The organism is Bradyrhizobium rifense (assembly GCF_008123425.1).
GTDB lineage: Bacteria > Pseudomonadota > Alphaproteobacteria > Rhizobiales > Xanthobacteraceae > Bradyrhizobium > Bradyrhizobium rifense.
The window spans coordinates 187,471-204,237 of record NZ_VSSS01000024.1 but is presented as its reverse complement, the minus strand read 5'-3'; the positions used below and the strand labels follow the sequence as shown (position 1 = coordinate 204,237).

At 64.2% G+C, this 16,767-nt stretch carries 13 protein-coding genes; 6 read left to right on the top strand and 7 right to left on the bottom strand.

The window, feature by feature from the left end; translation table 11 throughout:
• Nucleotide 1: 1 nt before the first annotated feature.
• The 3 genes from FXB40_RS14675 to FXB40_RS14665 are packed head-to-tail and all read right to left on the bottom strand — an operon-like array spanning nt 2 to nt 3,022.
• Entirely contained in the window at nt 2-829 is an 828-nt protein-coding gene (locus FXB40_RS14675; RefSeq protein WP_148772895.1) for a carbohydrate ABC transporter permease, read from the bottom strand.
• On the bottom strand, nt 826-1,674 hold the full coding sequence (locus FXB40_RS14670; protein ID WP_148772894.1) for a carbohydrate ABC transporter permease: 849 nt from the start codon (nt 1,672-1,674) through the stop codon (nt 826-828). Before FXB40_RS14670 ends, FXB40_RS14675 begins: the two co-directional genes overlap by 4 nt.
• A 7-nt stretch (nt 1,675-1,681) precedes the next feature.
• A complete protein-coding gene (locus FXB40_RS14665; RefSeq protein WP_148772893.1) occupies nt 1,682-3,022 on the bottom strand; it encodes an ABC transporter substrate-binding protein in 1,341 nt (446 codons plus the stop codon).
• Between the two features lie 76 nt (nt 3,023-3,098).
• On the opposite strand from FXB40_RS14665, the gene FXB40_RS14660 reads away from it, so the two are divergent.
• Together FXB40_RS14660 and FXB40_RS14655 are read left to right on the top strand one after the other, a co-directional pair.
• The gene (locus tag FXB40_RS14660; protein ID WP_148772892.1) at nt 3,099-4,154 is read left to right on the top strand and encodes a LacI family DNA-binding transcriptional regulator; all 1,056 of its coding nucleotides are present in this window, start codon (nt 3,099-3,101) and stop codon (nt 4,152-4,154) included.
• 33 nt (nt 4,155-4,187) lie between these two features.
• A complete protein-coding gene (locus tag FXB40_RS14655; RefSeq protein WP_148772891.1) occupies nt 4,188-6,338 on the top strand; it encodes an ADP-ribosylglycohydrolase family protein in 2,151 nt (716 codons plus the stop codon).
• Between the two features lie 166 nt (nt 6,339-6,504).
• On the opposite strand, the gene FXB40_RS14650 is transcribed toward FXB40_RS14655, so the two are convergent.
• Genes FXB40_RS14650 through FXB40_RS14640 form a run of 3 tightly spaced genes read right to left on the bottom strand, consistent with a single transcriptional unit; the run spans nt 6,505 to nt 10,273 of the window.
• Complete coding sequence (locus FXB40_RS14650) at nt 6,505-7,299, bottom strand: IclR family transcriptional regulator (protein ID WP_148772890.1); 795 nt, start codon at nt 7,297-7,299, stop codon at nt 6,505-6,507.
• 18 nt (nt 7,300-7,317) lie between these two features.
• A complete protein-coding gene (locus FXB40_RS14645) occupies nt 7,318-9,051 on the bottom strand; it encodes an FAD-dependent oxidoreductase (protein WP_148772889.1) in 1,734 nt (577 codons plus the stop codon).
• Between the two features lie 7 nt (nt 9,052-9,058).
• Nucleotides 9,059-10,273 (bottom strand): ABC transporter substrate-binding protein, encoded by a 1,215-nt coding sequence (locus FXB40_RS14640; RefSeq protein WP_148772888.1) that lies wholly within the window; start codon nt 10,271-10,273, stop codon nt 9,059-9,061.
• Nucleotides 10,274-10,498: 225 nt separating this feature from the next.
• Here FXB40_RS14640 and FXB40_RS14635 point away from each other — a divergent pair, with 225 nt between their 5' ends.
• Nucleotides 10,499-11,800 (top strand): MFS transporter, encoded by a 1,302-nt coding sequence (locus FXB40_RS14635; protein ID WP_148772887.1) that lies wholly within the window; start codon nt 10,499-10,501, stop codon nt 11,798-11,800.
• A 6-nt stretch (nt 11,801-11,806) separates the two neighbouring features.
• Here the strand turns inward: FXB40_RS14635 and FXB40_RS14630 are convergent, their stop codons facing one another.
• Nucleotides 11,807-13,240, bottom strand: a complete 1,434-nt coding sequence (locus tag FXB40_RS14630) for a glycosyl hydrolase family 79 N-terminal domain-containing protein (protein ID WP_246207610.1) — start codon at nt 13,238-13,240, stop codon at nt 11,807-11,809.
• Nucleotides 13,241-13,543: 303 nt separating this feature from the next.
• Here FXB40_RS14630 and FXB40_RS14625 point away from each other — a divergent pair, with 303 nt between their 5' ends.
• The 3 genes from FXB40_RS14625 to FXB40_RS14615 all read left to right on the top strand — a co-directional run bounded on the left by FXB40_RS14625 (nt 13,544) and on the right by FXB40_RS14615 (nt 16,765).
• Entirely contained in the window at nt 13,544-14,905 is a 1,362-nt protein-coding gene (locus FXB40_RS14625; RefSeq protein ID WP_148772886.1) for an ABC transporter substrate-binding protein, read from the top strand.
• Nucleotides 14,906-14,987: 82 nt separating this feature from the next.
• Complete coding sequence (locus FXB40_RS14620) at nt 14,988-15,878, top strand: ABC transporter permease (protein WP_148772885.1); 891 nt, start codon at nt 14,988-14,990, stop codon at nt 15,876-15,878.
• On the top strand, nt 15,875-16,765 hold the full coding sequence (locus FXB40_RS14615) for an ABC transporter permease (protein WP_148772884.1): 891 nt from the start codon (nt 15,875-15,877) through the stop codon (nt 16,763-16,765). The genes FXB40_RS14620 and FXB40_RS14615 overlap by 4 nt, the downstream gene beginning before the upstream one ends.
• The last annotated feature ends 2 nt before the right edge of the window (nt 16,766-16,767 follow it).

The following is a 16,767-nucleotide window of genomic DNA, read 5'->3' as shown; positions in this document are numbered from 1 at the left end:
CTTACGACTTCACCGCGCCCGAGGTCATGCCGTCGATGAACTGGCGCTGCAGCAGCACGAAGATCGCGACGACCGGCAGCACGATCGTCACGGCAGCGGCGAGCATCTCGCCCCAGTCGGTCGAATACTGGCCGGTGAGGTTGTAGAAGCGCACGATCGCCGTGACATTGCTGTCGTTCTGCAGGAACGTCACGGCGATGACGAACTCGTTCCAGGCGTTCAGCCCGACGATGATGGCGACCGTGAGCAGCCCCGGCCGCATCATCGGCAGGATCACGTACCAGAAGGTCTGCCACGGCCTGGCGCCGTCGACCTGGGCCGCTTCTTCGAGCGCGACGGGGATCGCGAGCGCATAGGTGCGCAACAGGAAGATCGCGAACGGCGAGAACATCGCGGTGTAGATCAGCGCGACGGCCGGGATCGAATTCACAAGCCCAAGCTTCGCGAAGATGAAATAGAGCGGATAGAGGTAGAGCTGCACGGGCACGGTGATCGTGGCCATGAAGTAGAAGGTGATGAAGCGCCAGAATTTGCCCTTCTGCCGCGCCAGCACATAGGCGCAGGGCGTCGCGGTGATGCAGACCATCAGGATGGTGAGCGCCGCCACCTCGGCGCTGTGCAGCAGGCTGGGGCCGAGCTGGGCGTTGCGCCAGGCGGACGAGAAATTCTCCCAGTGCAACTGGGTCGGCAGCGCGAGCGGATTGCTGCCGATCTCGACCGTCGTCTTCAGCGCGTTCATCACGGCGAGCACGATCGGCAGCAGCGAGCTGAACGATGCGACGCCGATCAGCCCGAGGCTGAATGTCCTGCTCCAGCGATCTCCGATCATGTCGATTGCGCGTCGTCGGTGATCTGGAGCCAGAGATAGACCGCCGTGGCGCACAGACCGAACAGGCTCATGACGCAAGCCGCAGCCGCAGCCTGCCCGACATCGCCCTCGAAGAAGGCGTGGCGATAGGCAAACGTCGCCAGCACTTCGCTGCCATAGGCAGGCCCGCCGCGGGTGACGATGAAGATGAACTCGAACACCTGGAACGACCAGATCACAGTGAGGATCAGCATGAGCGTCAGCGTCGGGCGGATGCCCGGGATCAGCACGTAGCGGAACAGCTGGAGGAAGCCGGCACCATCGAGCCGTGCTGCCTCGATCTGCTCGACGCTGATCTGCCGCATCGCCGACAGGAAGACGACTGCAAGAAAGCCCCACCAGTGCCAGATGTCGACGGCCGCGACCGCATAGAGCGAGCGGTCGGGATCGGCGAGGGGATCGGAGATCGAAAAGCCGTGCTCGTTCAGCCAGGCTACGATGCCGGTCGCCGGGCTGAAGATCATGCCCTGGAAGATGCGCCCGGTGACCGCGACCGCGATGATGCGCGGCAGGAAGATGATGGACTGCACCACGATGCGCGCCTTCGGCGCCATCAGCAGCGCTGCAGCCATCACCAGCGCAAGGCAGACCGGCACGGTGAGGAAGATCGCGGTCCAGATGAAATTGTTGGTCAGCGCCGACCAGAACACGGGGTCGGCGACCATATTCTGGAAATTGGCGAGGCCCGCCCATACCGGCGTGCCGACACCGTCCCACATGAAGAACGCCGCCGTGAATGTCAGCACGGCGGGCACCAGGATGATGCAGATATTGATCAGCAGCGCCGGTAGCGCGAACAGCCACATCTTGAGATCAGGCCGTCCGCGGCGGCAGCGGCGGTACCTTGCCTTCCTTCGCTTCCTGGCTGAACAGCGTCTGCATCCGCGTCAGGTAAGCATCCGCTGTGATCTTGTTGAGCCAGACCTGCTCGATGCCCTCGATCAGATAGGAATTGGTGGCACCCGGCCAGAATGTCCAGGTGGTGAAGCCGTACTGGCCCTTGCTGAAGGCCTCGTGCAGATTCGCGACGGTCTTCTCGAACAGGGGATAGCCGATGCCGCTCAGCATGTCCGGCGGCAGGTCCTTGACCGGCAGCGCCCATTTTCCGGGCCAGTCGCGGTTCATGGTCTCGTAGAATTTGCGTGTCAGCATGAACTCGAACACGGCGGCCGCGCCCTCGGCGTTCTGCGAGGTCTTGGCGATCGACAGCGTTGCGCCGCAGGCAAGATGCACCAGCGGTCCCGTGAAGGCCGAGCCGAGGCTCGGCGTCGGCATCACGTCCATCACGGTGTCGGGCTTCGACATGCCGTAGGACTTGGTGCCGAACGACCAGGTGCCGCCCAGCGCCATCGCGGACTTGCCGTTCACGACCTGCAAGAAACTCTGCTCAATCGTGAGCGAGAAGTAGTTCTTGCCGAAATAACCCTTGTTGTACCAGGCCTTTGATAGCTCGACGGCCTCGACAAAGGGCGGCGCGGTCCAGGGCAGCTCACCCGCGAGTGCCTTGCGGACGATGTCGGGGCCGGCGACGTTGTTGAAGAACACCGTCATCAGCCACTCGTTGACGCCCTTCCAGTCGGCATTGCCGGCGCCGAAGGGGATGATGCCCTTGGCGAGCGCGGCGTCGGCGACTTCTTCCATCTCCTGCCGGTTGGTCGGCAGTTTCCAACCGTTCTGCTTGAACAGCTCCTTGTTGTAGAACAGGTGCATCGATTCATAGTCGCGCGGCAGCGCGTAGAGTTTTCCGCCATAAACGCTGGTGTTGAGCAGCGGCGCAAGGAAGCGGTCCTTCCACTTGTACCTCTCGGCGAAATCGTCGAGCGGCAGCACCTGGCCGGCATTGGCGATCGCGGTGAGATAGGCGGGTCCTGCGGTCTGCACGATGTCAGGGCCATTGCCGGCGACGAGGGCGACCTTCAGCAGGTTGTTGACCGCCGCGCCCTTCACTTCCATCTGCAGCAGATATTTGTCCTGCGAGGCATTGAAGGCCTCGACCAGATCGTTGCGCAGCGCGGCTTGGCCGTCTGAGTTCGCCTGACCGAACCAGAAGGTCACGACCTTGCGCGCGTCCTCGGCGCGGGCGCTACGCGGCAGATTGGCTGCAAGCGCGGCGGCAGGAATGGCGGCGACAAGCTGGCGTCGGGTCATGGTCATGGCGATGAACCTCGGTTTCCTCGGGCGCAAATAGCGATTGTTGATTTTGCTTTAGTAATACGTATAACTAAGCGGAATGACGACGTCAACAACGAGGACGACGCGGGGGAAGGGGCGCGACAAAGCGGCGCCGGCCCGCCCCACGCAGAAGGATATTGCACTCGCGGCCGGCGTTTCGCAGGCCGCGGTGTCGCTCGTCCTGAACAAGGCGGAGACGCCGTCCGTTCCGCCGGCGACGCGGACGCGCATCCTCGAAGTCGCCGAAGGGCTCGGCTATCGGCCGAACCATCTGGCGCGGATGCTGCGCAGCGCGCGCACCATGACGTTTGCCTGCGTCATCCCTGACATCACCAACCCGTTCTATCCGGGTCTCGTTCGCGGCTTGCAGACGGTCGCGGCGCCTGCCGGTTACGACGTGCTGATCTTCGACACCGACGGACGGCCGGAGCGCGAGGCCCGCGCGATCGACTGGCTGCTGCAGGGGCGCGCCGACGGCGTGGTCGCCACGTTCTTTCATCTGCGCGTGCCGCAACTCGCGGTGCTCGCGCGAAAAGGCATTCCGCTGGTGCGGCTGGAAAGCCAGCACAAGCCGGACGGCCCGCTCGCGATCGACAGCGTCTATATCGACAATGCGGAAGCCGCCGCCGCGATGACGCGGCTGCTGATCGCGCGCGGGCATCGCCGCATCGCCATGATCCAGGCCGAGTTCGGTCCGAGCCAGCGTCGGGCGCAGGGTTACAGCGCGGTGATGCGGGAGGCGGGGCTCGCGCCCGACTTCGTCACGGACAGCGCCTATTCGGAGGAATCCGGCGCGCGCGCGATGACGCGGCTGCTCCAACGCAAGGGCGAGCGGCCGACCGCGGTGTTCGGCGCCAGCGACGTGCTGGCGCTCGGCGCGATGGAGGCGGCGCGCAATGCCGGGCTCTCGATTCCCGGCGATATCGCGATCGCAGGCTTCGACGACATTCCGGTCGCCAAGCTGCTCGGCCTCACAACGGTGCGGCAGCCGGAGTTCGACCTTGGCGCGCTTGCGGCGGAGACGCTGGTGAGACGATTGCAGCCGGGCGGGTTCGGATCGCCCGGCAAGAGCCATGAGCTGAAATTCGAGATCATGAAACGCTCGTCGGTCTGACCGGGCTAGACGATTGAACGTGGGAGTGAACAAGTGACGGCAATTCCTCATGACTACGCGGAGCGCGTCTATGCCGGCGTGCTCGGCAAGCTCATCGGCGTCTATCTCGGCCGGCCCTTCGAGGGATGGACCTATGAGCGCATCATGAAGGAGCTCGGGCCGATCAATTATTACGTTAACGAGCGCCGCGACGTCGCGCTGCGCTCGCATCATCTCGTCGTCACCGACGACGACGTTTCCGGCACCTTTGCGTTTCCGCGTGCGCTCGCGGACAACGGCTATCCAAAACGCCTGACCGCGAAGCAGGTCGGCCAGGCCTGGCTCAACTACATCGTCGAGGAACGCGCCGTGCTGTGGTGGGGCGGCATCGGCAATTCCACCGAGCACACCGCCTATCTCCGCCTGAAGTCCGGCATCCCGGCGCCGCAGAGCGGTTCGATCGAGCTGAACGGCGCGACCGTGGCCGAACAGATCGGCGCGCAGATCTTCATCGACGGCTGGGCGATGGTGAGCCCCGGCAATCCCGAGCAGGCCGCCTATCTCGCCGACCAGGCCGGACGCGTCAGTCATGACGGTGAATCCGTGCACGCTGCAAAGCTGCTCGCCGCCATGGAGGCGCAGGCCTTCGTCGAGCGCGACGTGCAGAAGCTGATCGACACAGGCCTTGCCTTCGTGCCGAAGGACGCGCTGATCCGTCGCGTGGTCAACGACGTGCGTGAGTGGCACGCCGGCGACAACAGCAACGATTGGGAGCGCACCCGCGCGCTGATCGCCGGGCGTTACGGCTACGACAAATTCTACGGCAATTGCCACGTCGTGCCCAACCACGCGCTGATCATCCTGGCGACGCTTTACGGCGAGAACAGTTTTCAGGACGCGATGCGCATCGCCAACACGGCCGGCTGGGACACCGACTGCAATTCCGGCAATGTCGGCTGCCTGTTCGGCATCCGCACTGGATTGGCCGGCCTCGACGCCGGGCCGGACTTCCGCACGCCGATCGCCGACCGCATGTATATCTCGACCGCCGACGGCGGCGCCGCGATCACCGATGCTGTGATCGAAACGCAATCGCTGGTCGCGGCGGGGCTTGCGCTGGCGGGGGCGCCGGCACTTGCGGTGGCCAAGGATGGCGCGCGCTTCAACTTCAATTTTCCGGGCAGCTTGCAAGGCTTCCACAACAAGGGCGGCTCGCCGGCGCGGCTGCACGGGGTCGAGCTCAGCAACGTCGCAGGCCATAGCCGCAATGGCGAGCGCAGCCTCGCGATCGACTTCCGCCGCCTCGCGCCCGGGCGTGTGGCGCGCATCGCCAGCCCCACCTTCTTCGACAAGGAGGTGTTTACGATGCCGACCTATCAGCTGGTGTCGTGTCCGACGCTGTATTCGGGCCAGCGCGTCGAGTGCCGGCTGGAGTCGGAAACAGACAGCGGCACGGTCGCGGTGCGCTTGTTCGCCAGCGTCTACGACGAGCACGACGAGTTGGTGCAGATCCATGGCGATGCGCAGGAGCTCACCGGTGGCTGCGAGGCCCTGCTGAGCTGGCAGGTGCCGGAGACGCACGCCTATCCGATCTTCGAGATCGGTGTCGAGATCGAGACGCGCGACTCGCTCGGTGTCGACGGCACGCTTTATCTGGACTACCTGACCTGGGGCGGCGCGGCCAATACCGTGCTGAAGCGGCCGGACAACAATGTCAGCACGATGTGGAAGCACGCCTGGGTCAACAATGTCACCCAGTTCCAGACCCGCTGGGAAGGCCTGCGCGTCACCAATGGCGATGGCGTCGGCTTCATCGCGCAGGGCTCGCGCGACTGGAAGGACTATCGCGTGACCTCGGAGATCACGCCGCTGTTGGCAAATGCCTGGGGGCTTGCCGCGCGCGTGCAGGGACGCGAGCGCTATTATGCGCTGATGTTCGATCGCACTGAGGGTGGCCGTGTGCGCCTGGTCAAGCGCGTGCATGACGAGGTCGTGCTGGCGAGCGAACGTTTCGCCTGGGAGCTCGATCGCAAATACAAGGTCGAGCTGCGCGTGGTCGGCGGCGAGATCGAAGCCCATGTCGACGGCAGGACGCTGTTCAGCGTGCAGGACACCGGCGACCTGCCGTTGACCGGCGGCGCGGTCGCGTTGGTGGTCGACAGCGGATCGATCTCGGCAGAAGAGGTGAGCGTGGCGGCGCTCTAGCGGCGGTGGGTTTTCTTACCTCTCCCGCTTGCGGGAGAGGTCGCGCCGAAGGCGCGGGTGAGGGTTTTCTCCTCTAGGGGATTGCCCCGTTGCGGATATACCCTCTCTCCAACCCTCTCCCGCAAGCGGGAGAGGGGGCGCACCGCGGAGTTGGCTCTAGCGGTGGTCACCCCGCGGCGATCGTCATGCCGTAGCCGAGCCGCTTCGAGATGTGGCCGGCGCAGTCGCGCAAGGCATGGGCGATGGGGCTGTCCCAGCGCGCATCAAAAGTGCCTTCCGGTCCCATCGCGGTGATCACCAGCGCGACATGGCCGGCATGGTCGAACACCGGCGCGGAGAACGCGTTGACGCCGGGGAGGGGATCGCCAAGCGCGCGGGCGAGGCCGTGCTTGCGGACTTCAGCGAGCATCTCGGCGACCTTGGCGCCTTTCACTGCGCGCTTCGGATTGTAGCCGACGCCGTGACGATCAAGCCCGCTTTCGAGCGCAGCGTTGATCGTCTTCTCCGGCAGGAAGGCTGCGAAGGCGCGGCCGGTCGCGGTTTCCAGCAGCGCCATCACCGAGCCGGCGCGCATCACGATGTGCACGGGCTGGCCGGGCTCCTCCAGCTGCACCACGGTCGGGCCATGTGTGCCCCAGACCGCGAGCGAGACCGCGTGCCCGATCTGGCTTGCGAGGCCTGCGATTTTCGGCTGCGCGATCCTCACACCGGACAGACGTCGCAGGCTGATGAGGCCGAGCTCGAGCGCCAGCGCGCCGATCTCGTAGCGGCCGGTGGTCTCGTCCTGCTCGATCAAGCCAATGCGCGAGAAGCTGGCGAGATAAGGATGCGCCTTGGCAGGCGTCATGCCGGCCTCGCGCGCGAGATCGCGCAGCATCATCGGCTCACCGCTTTTGGCGAGCGCACGGAGCAATTCTCCGCCGACCTCGATCGACTGGATGCCGCGGCTTTCTCTCTTCATGCGCCTCCTGGCGTATGGTTACGCCGCGTCGCGCTTGGCGGCGCTGTCGGCGAGATGACGGCCGGCAATGTAGCCGAAGGTCAGCGCCGGCCCAAGCGTGATGCCGGCGCCGGGATAATTGCCGCCCATGATGCTCGCCATGTCGTTGCCGGCGGCATAGAGCCCGGGAATCACCCGACCCTCGGCGTCGAGCGCGCGTGCGTTCTCGTCGGTGACGATGCCGGCATAGGTGCCGAGATCGCCGATCACCATCTTGATGGCGTAGAACGGGCCGTTCTCGATCGGTGCGATGCAGGGATTGGGGCCGTGCATGGCGTCGCCCTGGTAGCGGTTATAGGCTTTTGAACCCTTGCCGAAGGCGGCATCGTGCCCTTGCGGCGCGGTCACATTGAACTGCTTGACGGTGTCGGTGAACGTCTTCGCGTCGATCCCGGCCTTCGCTGCGAGCGCTTCGAGCGTCTCGCCGCGCATGAGATAGCCGGTGTTGAGATGATGACCGAGCGGCATCGGGAACGGCGGCACGCAGCCGAGTCCGTATTTGCGTAGCGTCGGGTGATCGCAGACGAGATAGGCCGCAATCTCCTCCCCGGGCTTGGCCGCCTTGATCATGGCCTGGACGAAGTCGTGATAGGAATTGCCTTCATTGGCAAAACGCCTTCCGTCGCGCATCACCGCGATCACGCCGGGCTTGGCGCGGTCGATGAAATGCGGCATCACGCCCTTCGAGCCGTCCTTGCGTGTGGTCAGCGATACCGGCACCCAGGCTGCCGCATTCGGCAGGCGATCCTCGACATGCCCGCCGGCGCTTTCCGCGAGACGCAGGCCGTCGCCGGTGTTGCCGGTGGGGCCGGGCGAATAATGCTCGTTGCCGGTCGGCGCGTGCGGAAACATCTTCTTGCGCCGTTCGACATCGTGCGGAAAGCCGCCGCAGGCGAGCACGACGCCCTGGCGCGCGCGAACGCGCACGTCGCGTCCCTCGCGCGAAACGATCGCGCCGGTGACGGTGCCGTTCTCGACCGTCAGCTCGCGCACCGGCGATGACAGCCACATCGGAATCTTCAAATCCTGCGCGGATTTTGCCAGGCGCCCGGCCAGCGCATTGCCGTTGGTCAAGGTCATGCCGCGGCCGTAGCGCAGCACGTCCATCAAATGCCGCGACAGGCGTTTTGCGACGTAGACCGCCGACGTCAGCGACTGCGTCACCCGCATGAAATGGATGATCTCCTTGCCGGATCCGAGCATCATGCCGAACACCGTGAGCTCAGGCAGCGGCATGCCGAGCGTCTCGATCTGCTCGCCAAGCTCGCGGCCGTCGAATGGCCGCGTCACCATCGAGCGGCCGCCCTGCGTGCCGCCGGGCGCTTCGGCATGATAGTCCGGAAACACCAGCGGCATGTCGAAGCGCAAGGACGTCTTGGTGGTGAAGAAATCGACTGCTTCAGGGCCGGCGCTGAGGAATGCATCAACCCGCGCGGCGTCAAAATTGTTGCCGGCCTCGTACCGCAGATAGGTGCGTGCCTGCTCCGGCGTCTCCTCGATGCCGTAGGCCTTCGCCAGCGACGTGCCGGGAATCCAGAGCCAGCCGCCGGAGCGGGCGGTGGTGCCGCCGAAGCGCGGCTCCTTCTCCACGATCAGCACGTCGAGACCGCGATAGCGCGCGGTGATCGCGGCCGACATGCCGGAGCAGCCCGATCCGGCCACGAGCACATCGCACTCGTAAGTCTCAATTGCGTTGCGCTCGTTGCCAGTCATCTGGGCCTCACTTCTTCAACAGCGGACATTTGGATTCGGAGACCGGGCGATAGGCGTCCTCGCCCTTCACGGTCTTCACGATCTCCAGATAGTCCCAGGGCTCCTTGGACTGCTCGGGCGTCTTCACCCGGGCCAGATACATGTCGCGGATGACGCGGCCGTCCTCGCGCAACTTGCCGCCGTGAACGAACGTGTCCTCGATCGGCAGCTCGCGCATCTTGGCCATCACCTTGGCCGGATCGTCGGTACCGGCGGCCTTGATGCCTTTGAGATAATGCAGCACCGAGCCGTAGACGCCGGTCTGGATCATGGTCGGCATCACATTGGTGCGGGCGAAGAACTTCTTCGACCAGGCGCGGGTCGCCTCGTCCATGTTCCAGTACGACGCCGTCGTCATGTAGGTGCCCTGCGCGGATTTAAGCCCGATCGCGTGCACGTCGGTGTCGAACATCAACAGGCCAACCAGTTTCTGACCGCCCTGGACCAGGCCGAACTCGCCGGACTGCTTGATGGCGTTATCGGTGTCCTGGCCGGCATTGGCGAAGGCGACCACATCAGCCTTGGAGCTTTGCGCCTGCAGCGCGAACGAGGAGAAGTCTGCCGTGTTGGTCGGATGCTTGACGCCGCCCAGCACCTTGCCGCCCATCTCGTTGATGAAACGAGTGGCGTCCTTCTCGAGCTGCTGGCCGAAGGCATAGTCCGCGGTGATGAAGTACCAGGACTTGCCGCCTTCCTTGATCACGGCCGAGGCCGTCACCTTGGACAGCGCGTAGGTGTCGTAGGTGAAGTGTACGGTGTTCGGGCTGCACAGCTCGTCGGTGAGCGAGCTCGCGCCGGGGCCGGAGAGCAGCGCGATCTTGTTGCGCTCGCGCACCATGTTGTGCACGGCGATCGCGATGCCGGAATTGGGGATGTCGACGACGGCGTCGACCTTGCCGTTGTCGAACCAGCCGCGCACGATCTGCACGCCGACGTCGGTCTTCATCTGGTGGTCGGCGCTGATGATCTCGATCGGCTTGCCGAGCACGGTCGGCCCGAACTCTTCCACCGCCATCTTGGCGGCCTCGACCGAGCCCGGCCCGCTGTTGTCGCGGCCCCAGCTCGACAGATCCGTCAGCACGCCGATCCGCACCACGTCGTCGGAGACTTGCGCGCTCGCAGCAGACGTCATGATCGTCGAAGTCATGGCCGCGAGCATGGCGCAGGCCAAAAGCCCTCTCATCGTCGTTCCCTCTCTTTTATGGGCCACTTGGCGCGGCCGGTTGTTCTGGCGGCAAATTAGATATTAGCGAATAAGTTTGTCAATGGCGAATAAGAGCGCGGACGTGTTGAGGCCGCCGCGTGAAAATCCCGCATTGTGATCTTGGGCAGAGACCGCACGCGGGTAAGTTGCAACGGTCTTTCCGATTGGCCATGATGCCGTCTGGAATTCTTGGGGCGCATGGCAATGACGGCAGCAACGGGGGTCTCCGCTGCGGCGGAGCGATCGACGACGGCGCATGTGGTGTGGGCAAGTGCGCTCGGCACCGCGATCGAGTGGTACGACTTTCTCATCTACGGCACGGCCGCAGCCCTCGTGCTCAACAAGCTGTTCTTCCCGAGTTTTGACCCGTTCGTCGGCACGCTGGCGGCGTTCTCGACCTATGCGGTCGGCTTCGTGGCGCGGCCGATTGGCGGCGCCATCATCGGGCATTACGGCGATCGGCTCGGTCGCAAGACAATGCTGGTCGCGACCATGATCGCGATGGGGCTCGGCACCTTCCTGATCGGCTGCCTGCCGACCTATAGCCAGATCGGCCTCTGGGCGCCGGTCCTGCTCGTCATCCTCCGTTTCATCCAGGGCATCGGCCTCGGCGGCGAATGGAGCGGCGCGGTAGTCATGGTGGCCGAGCACGCGGGCAATCGGCGCGGCTTCTATGGCAGCCTGGTGCAGATCGGTTTTCCCGTCGGTGTCGCCGCCTCCACCGGCATCTTCGGGCTGATGACGCAATTGCCCGAAGCGGACTTTTTGAGCTGGGGCTGGCGCGTGCCGTTCCTGATCAGCATTCTGCTGGTCGGCATCGGCTTCGTCGTGCGGCTCAAGCTCGCGGAGACGCCGCACTTCAAGGAGGTGGTCGAGCGCAAGGAGGTGCTGGCGCAGCCGGTGTGGGAGGTGATCCGCCGTGACTGGCGCAGCTTCCTGCTGGCGATCGGCATCACGGTGTCGGAAGTCGGGCTCGCTTATCTCCTCACCGTCTTCACCGTGGTCTATGCCACGACCAAGCTCGGCCTGCCGCGTCAGGTGATCCTGAATGCGGTGGTCTATGCCGCGATCGTCGAATTCGCGACGCTGCCGCTGGCGGGCTGGCTGTCCGATATCTTCGGCCGCAAGGCGCTCTATCTCGCCGGCGGCGTGTTCTCGGTGGCGCTGGCGTTTCCGCTGTTCTGGTTCCTCGACACCAGAGAGCCGGTGCTGATCACGCTCGCGCTCGTGGTCACGATGACGCTGACGCATGCGCTGCTGTTCGGACCCAAGGCGGCGTTCATGCCGGAGCTGTTCCGCACCCAGGTGCGCTACAGCGGCGCCTCGCTCGGCGCAAATGTCGCAGCCGCGTTGAGCGGCGGCTTCTCGCCGCTGATCGCGACCGCGCTGCTCGCCTGGGCCGGCTCGTACTGGCCGGTGTCGCTCTACATCATCGCGCTGTCGATCATCACGATTGTTGCGACGCTGATGGCGCCGGAGACCGCGCGCGACACGCTAAAATCCTGAGAGCGGCTAACGGCAGGCAGGATTCGCGGCTGCTGGAAATACCAGAAAGGTGATGCTCGCCGGCGCCAGCCGGATCGGGCCCGCGGCTGCGGCGCTTGGCACAAGCGGGGGCAGCTCGTCATCGGCACTCTGAGCGAGCGTCCTGCCGTTCAGCTGCAAGGTCGCGCTCCGCAGCCGCGTCGCATGCAACGTGTAACGCTCGCCGGGGTATGACAGCGTCAGGGTAGATGATGCGTGCCGTGACGCGTTGATTGCGAGCACGGTCACGACGCCCCGCATGCCCGGATGGCAATGCGCGTAGATATGGAGATCCGGCGTGGCGACCGAGTTCGCATCGAGCACGGTCTTTCCCATCAGCCGATGCCAGAGCAGCGCGCCCCAATAGCTGGGACGCGGATGGAAAGTTGTCTCTTCGAGCAAGCCGTAATCGCTGGCGGCCAGCGTGTTATGCATCACCACCTGAACGCCGGCTCGCGCCAGCCGACCGTGCTGGTCGAGATAGCGGAAGGTGTCGAGAAACGTCTTGTCCCAGCGGTTGCCGCCGCAGGCCGCGTCCGCTGTCTCCGTCAGCCAGATCGGTTTGCCCGGCTCGAATGCGTCGCGCAGGGCCCGGTAGATCGCGAGAGTCGCCTCGGTGCGCGCCAGCCATTGCCCGGAAAGCGCCTGCGCCGGATCGTCGCGACCGCCGCAGCGCGGCGAGAGCGTGTTGTAGTGATGATAGGAGAAACGGTCGATACCGTGGCCGGATGCGGCGAGCAGATCGCGCGTGGTGATGCCCGACTCGGATGGCGAGGGCGCGTCGCCGATTGAACCCGGCCCGACGATCAACGTGTCAGGTGCCGCGCGTTGCATCCATTCGCGAAAAATCCTGAAGTCGCGGCCATAGGCCTTCGCATCATATCCAGGCGGTGCACCGTTCGCCGCGGCGAGTGTCGGCTCGTTCATGAATTCCACCGCCGCGATGTGGCCATCCAGCGAACGCGTCGCGTCGATTAGGCGCTGCGCCTGATCGGTCTTCCAAATGCCATCGGCATCGCGGCTGCCCGGACTGATCGCGAAGGAGGTGACGATCTCCGCGTCGACCGCGCGCGCGAAATCGATCACGCCACGCCACTGTTGGTGGCTCAGCACGGAGTCGAATCCCGATGGCGGCTTGCCCGGCGCATCGTCCGTGTCGGCAAAGAATGTCGCATTGGCCCAGGTGCCGCTCACGCGCAGATAGGCGGGCGCCAGCGCGGCGGCGAGCTTGCGCAGCCGTGCATTGGCAAGATCGATTGGTGATCTCGCGCTGTAACGATCTCGCTCATCGAACGCGCGCATCGTTCGCGGATAGGGCTTCCAGAACCGCCCGCCGGTCACCTCCACCATCTCGATATTGTAGGATTGAAAGCGCGCATCGATCGTGCCGATCGCCTTGAGCTTTTCCGGCGCAATAGACACATCGTCGGCGTGTGCCGCGCACAACCTTGCGGCAGCGAGCAGCGCAATTGTTGTCGCACCTGCTGCGCGAACGAGCCAGTGCGATCGAAGTCCGCGCCTTGCATACACGCCCTGATGCCTTCTTATGCGCCACTGCCGAAACCAAATGCAACGGCCTGATCCATTAGCCGCGTTTATACGGCGAATTTTTACTTCCAATTTTACTTCGCGAAATCCCGCCCCTAGCCTCAGGCGCAATGATCACATAAGCAGCCGATCAATGGCGATCGGTGCGAGCGTTCATCGTAACCAATGAGGGTTGCCATGTCTGATGAGACCAAGGGGACGTTCACTTCCGATCCGGCGGGAACGGAGGCCAAAACAGGCGTCAAGTCGACGAAAAAGCTGAGCCGGCGCACGCTGTTGAAGGGTGCGGCCGCCGTTGCGGGCGCAGCCGTTGGATCGGATGCAATCCGCGGATTCCCGACCATCTGGGCGCAGGAGATCAAGGACATCGAGCTGCGCCATGTCGGCGTGTCCTATTCGGTGGTGAAGGCGATCGGCGACCAGGCCGCCAAGGATCTCGGCTTCAAGGTGACGATGCAGAACCTCGACACCTCCGCCGCCATCAACCGCTTCATAAGCCAGCCTAATACGGTCGATATCGCCGATCTCGAGGGCTGGCAGGCCAAGCTCGCCGCCAAGCGCAGCGTGATTCAGGGCATCGAGGTCAAGAAGATCAAGGAGTTCGACAACATCCTGCCGATCTTCACCAAGGGTGAGATCGACGGCCACAAGATCCCGCGCCAGGGCATCTCGCCCTATGAAGCCATGTACATCTCCAAGCCGGACTCGACCGACCTCCACGACGGCGTCACCGAATGGGCGACCTTCCTGCCGCAGGTCTACAACGCCGACTCCATCGGCTATCGCCCCGACCTCGTCGGCCACGAGGTGACCGAGTGGAAGGACCTGATCGATCCGAAGTTCAAGGGCAAGGCCGCGATCCTCGATGTGCCCGCGATCGGCATCATGGATGCCGCGCTCTGCTTCGAAAGTGCCGGGCTGATCAAGTACGGCAACAAGGGCAACATGACCAAGGAGGAGATCGACTTCACCTGCAACAAGCTGATCGAGCTGAAGAAGCAGGGCCAGTTCCGCGCGACCTGGACCACTTTCGACCAGTCGGTGCAGCTGATGGCCGCAGGCGAAGTGGTGATCCAGTCGATGTGGTCGCCGGCGGTTGCCGCGGTGCGCGTGAAGGAAATCCCCTGCGTCTACGCGCCCGTGAACGTCAAGAACGGCAAGGAAGGCTATCGCGGCTGGTGCAACGGCATGGGCCTGATGAAGCATCTCTCCGGCAAGAAGCTCGACGCCGCCTACGAATATCTCAACTGGTATCTCTCGGGCTGGCAGGGCGGCTTCGTCGGCCGCTACGGCTACTACAGTCCTGTGCCGTCGACGGCGAAGAAGTTCCTGACCGCTGCCGAATGGGATTTTTGGTACGACGGCAAGCCGGCGCCGGAAGTCATCAACGATCCCTACGGCGTTGCGATGGAGAAAGCCGGCACCAAGCGCGACGGCGGCTCGTTCCTCGACCGCGTCAAGAACATCTCGTGCTGGAACACGCTGATGGATGAAGCGGCCTACATGAACAAGCGCTGGAACGACTTCAAAGTGGCCTGAAACCTGCTTTCCCTGACCCAAGCGATGCACCGGCGCCGTCACGCGCCGGTGCGGCAAGATCGACTTCGAGGCATTTGCTGATATGCAGCCAAGTTCGAGCTCAGCTCAAGCTCCATCGCGTTCCAATCTCGCCGGCTGGCTTTATGTGTCGCCGCTGGTTCTGGTGCTCGTGCCGTTCTTCGTGGCGCCGATCCTGGTCGTGCTCGCAGCGAGCTTCTTCGCCACCGACGGCTTTGGCGGGCTGACGCCGGGCTTCACGCTGGCAAGCTATGTCGAGGTGCTGCATTCGGCGCTGACGCTGAAACTGTATCTGGCGACCATCAAGTTCACCGTGTTGACCTGGGTCTTCACGCTGATCATCGGCTTCTTCGTCGCCTATTTCCTGGTGTTCCACGTGCGCAACCAGTTGCTGGCGATCGGCCTGTTCCTGCTGTGCACGGTGCCGTTCTGGACCTCGAACATCATCCGGATGATTTCCTGGATCCCGCTGCTCGGCAAGGAAGGCCTGATTAATCAGGCGCTGCTGGCGATGGGCGTCATCCATCAACCGCTGGAAGTATTGCTGTTTTCCGACCTCGCCGTCGTCATTGCCTATGTCCACCAGCTCACGATCTTCATGATCGTGCCGATCTTCAATTCCATGGCGCGGATCGACAAGAAGCTGATCGAGGCCGCGATCGACGCCGGCGCCAGCCGCTTCGACATCATGCGCCTGATCGTGGTGCCGATGTCCAAGAGCGGCATCGCGCTCGGCACCATCTTTGTCGTCTCGATCGTGATGGGCGATTTCTTCGTGGTCAAGGTGATGTCCGGCGGCGGCTCGGCCTCCGTGGTCAGCGCCTTCTACGAAGACGTCGGCGTGCTGCAATATCCGACCGCGGCGGCAAGCGCCGTGCTGCTGACGCTGGTGCTGGTCGCGATCGTCTCGCTGATCCTGCGCACGGTCGATATCCGGCAGGAGATCACGCGATGAGCGCGGTTCTCGCCGACATGCCCGAAACGGTTGCGCCCGCGACGTCCAAGGCGATCGCGCCGAGCAAAGGCGGGCGTCCCTGGACGTTCTACGTGCTGGCCACACTCTTTGGCCTCTACGTGATCGCGCTCTACGGCCCGATGTTCTGCATCTACATCCTGTCGTTCCAGGATATCCGCGGCGGCCTGGTGTTTCCGATGAAGGGCCACTCGCTGCACTGGTTCGTCGATCTCTTCACCCAGGTACGGACCGGCGACGTCAAAGGTTCGTTCGACCGCTCGATCAAGCTTGCGGTCATCGTCACTGTCATCACGGTGGTGGTGTCGTTCCTCGCCGGCCTCGGATTCCGCAAGCGGTTTCGCGGCGACACTTTTGTTTTCTACATGATGATCGGCAGCCTGGTCGCGCCCGGCCTCGTGCTCGGCCTCGGCACGGGTCTCCTGTTCCAGGCGCTCGGCCTGAATGCGAGCTGGTACAGCTCGGCGCTTGGCGCGCAGCTGTCCTGGACGCTGCCGTTCGGCGTGCTCGTGATGTTCGCGGTGATGTCGCGCTTCGACCATGTCTGGGAGGAGGCGGCCTACGACCTCGGCGCCAGCCGCTGGCAGTCGATCCGGCTGGTGATGATCCCGGTGCTCGCACCCGGCCTCGTCGCGGTCGCGCTGTTCGGGTTCACGCTGTCCTACGACGAGTTCGCCCGCAGCCTCCAGACGGCCGGCTCGCTGAATACACTGCCGCTGGAGATCTGGAGCATGACGCTGAACGTCACCTCGCCCTCGCTTTATGCGCTCGGCACGGTCACCACCATCGTTTCCTTCATCGTCATCGGCGCGAGTCTCGGCAGCATCGTGCTGATCCAGAAGAAGCGCGGCAGCCAGGCCAAGGGTTGAGC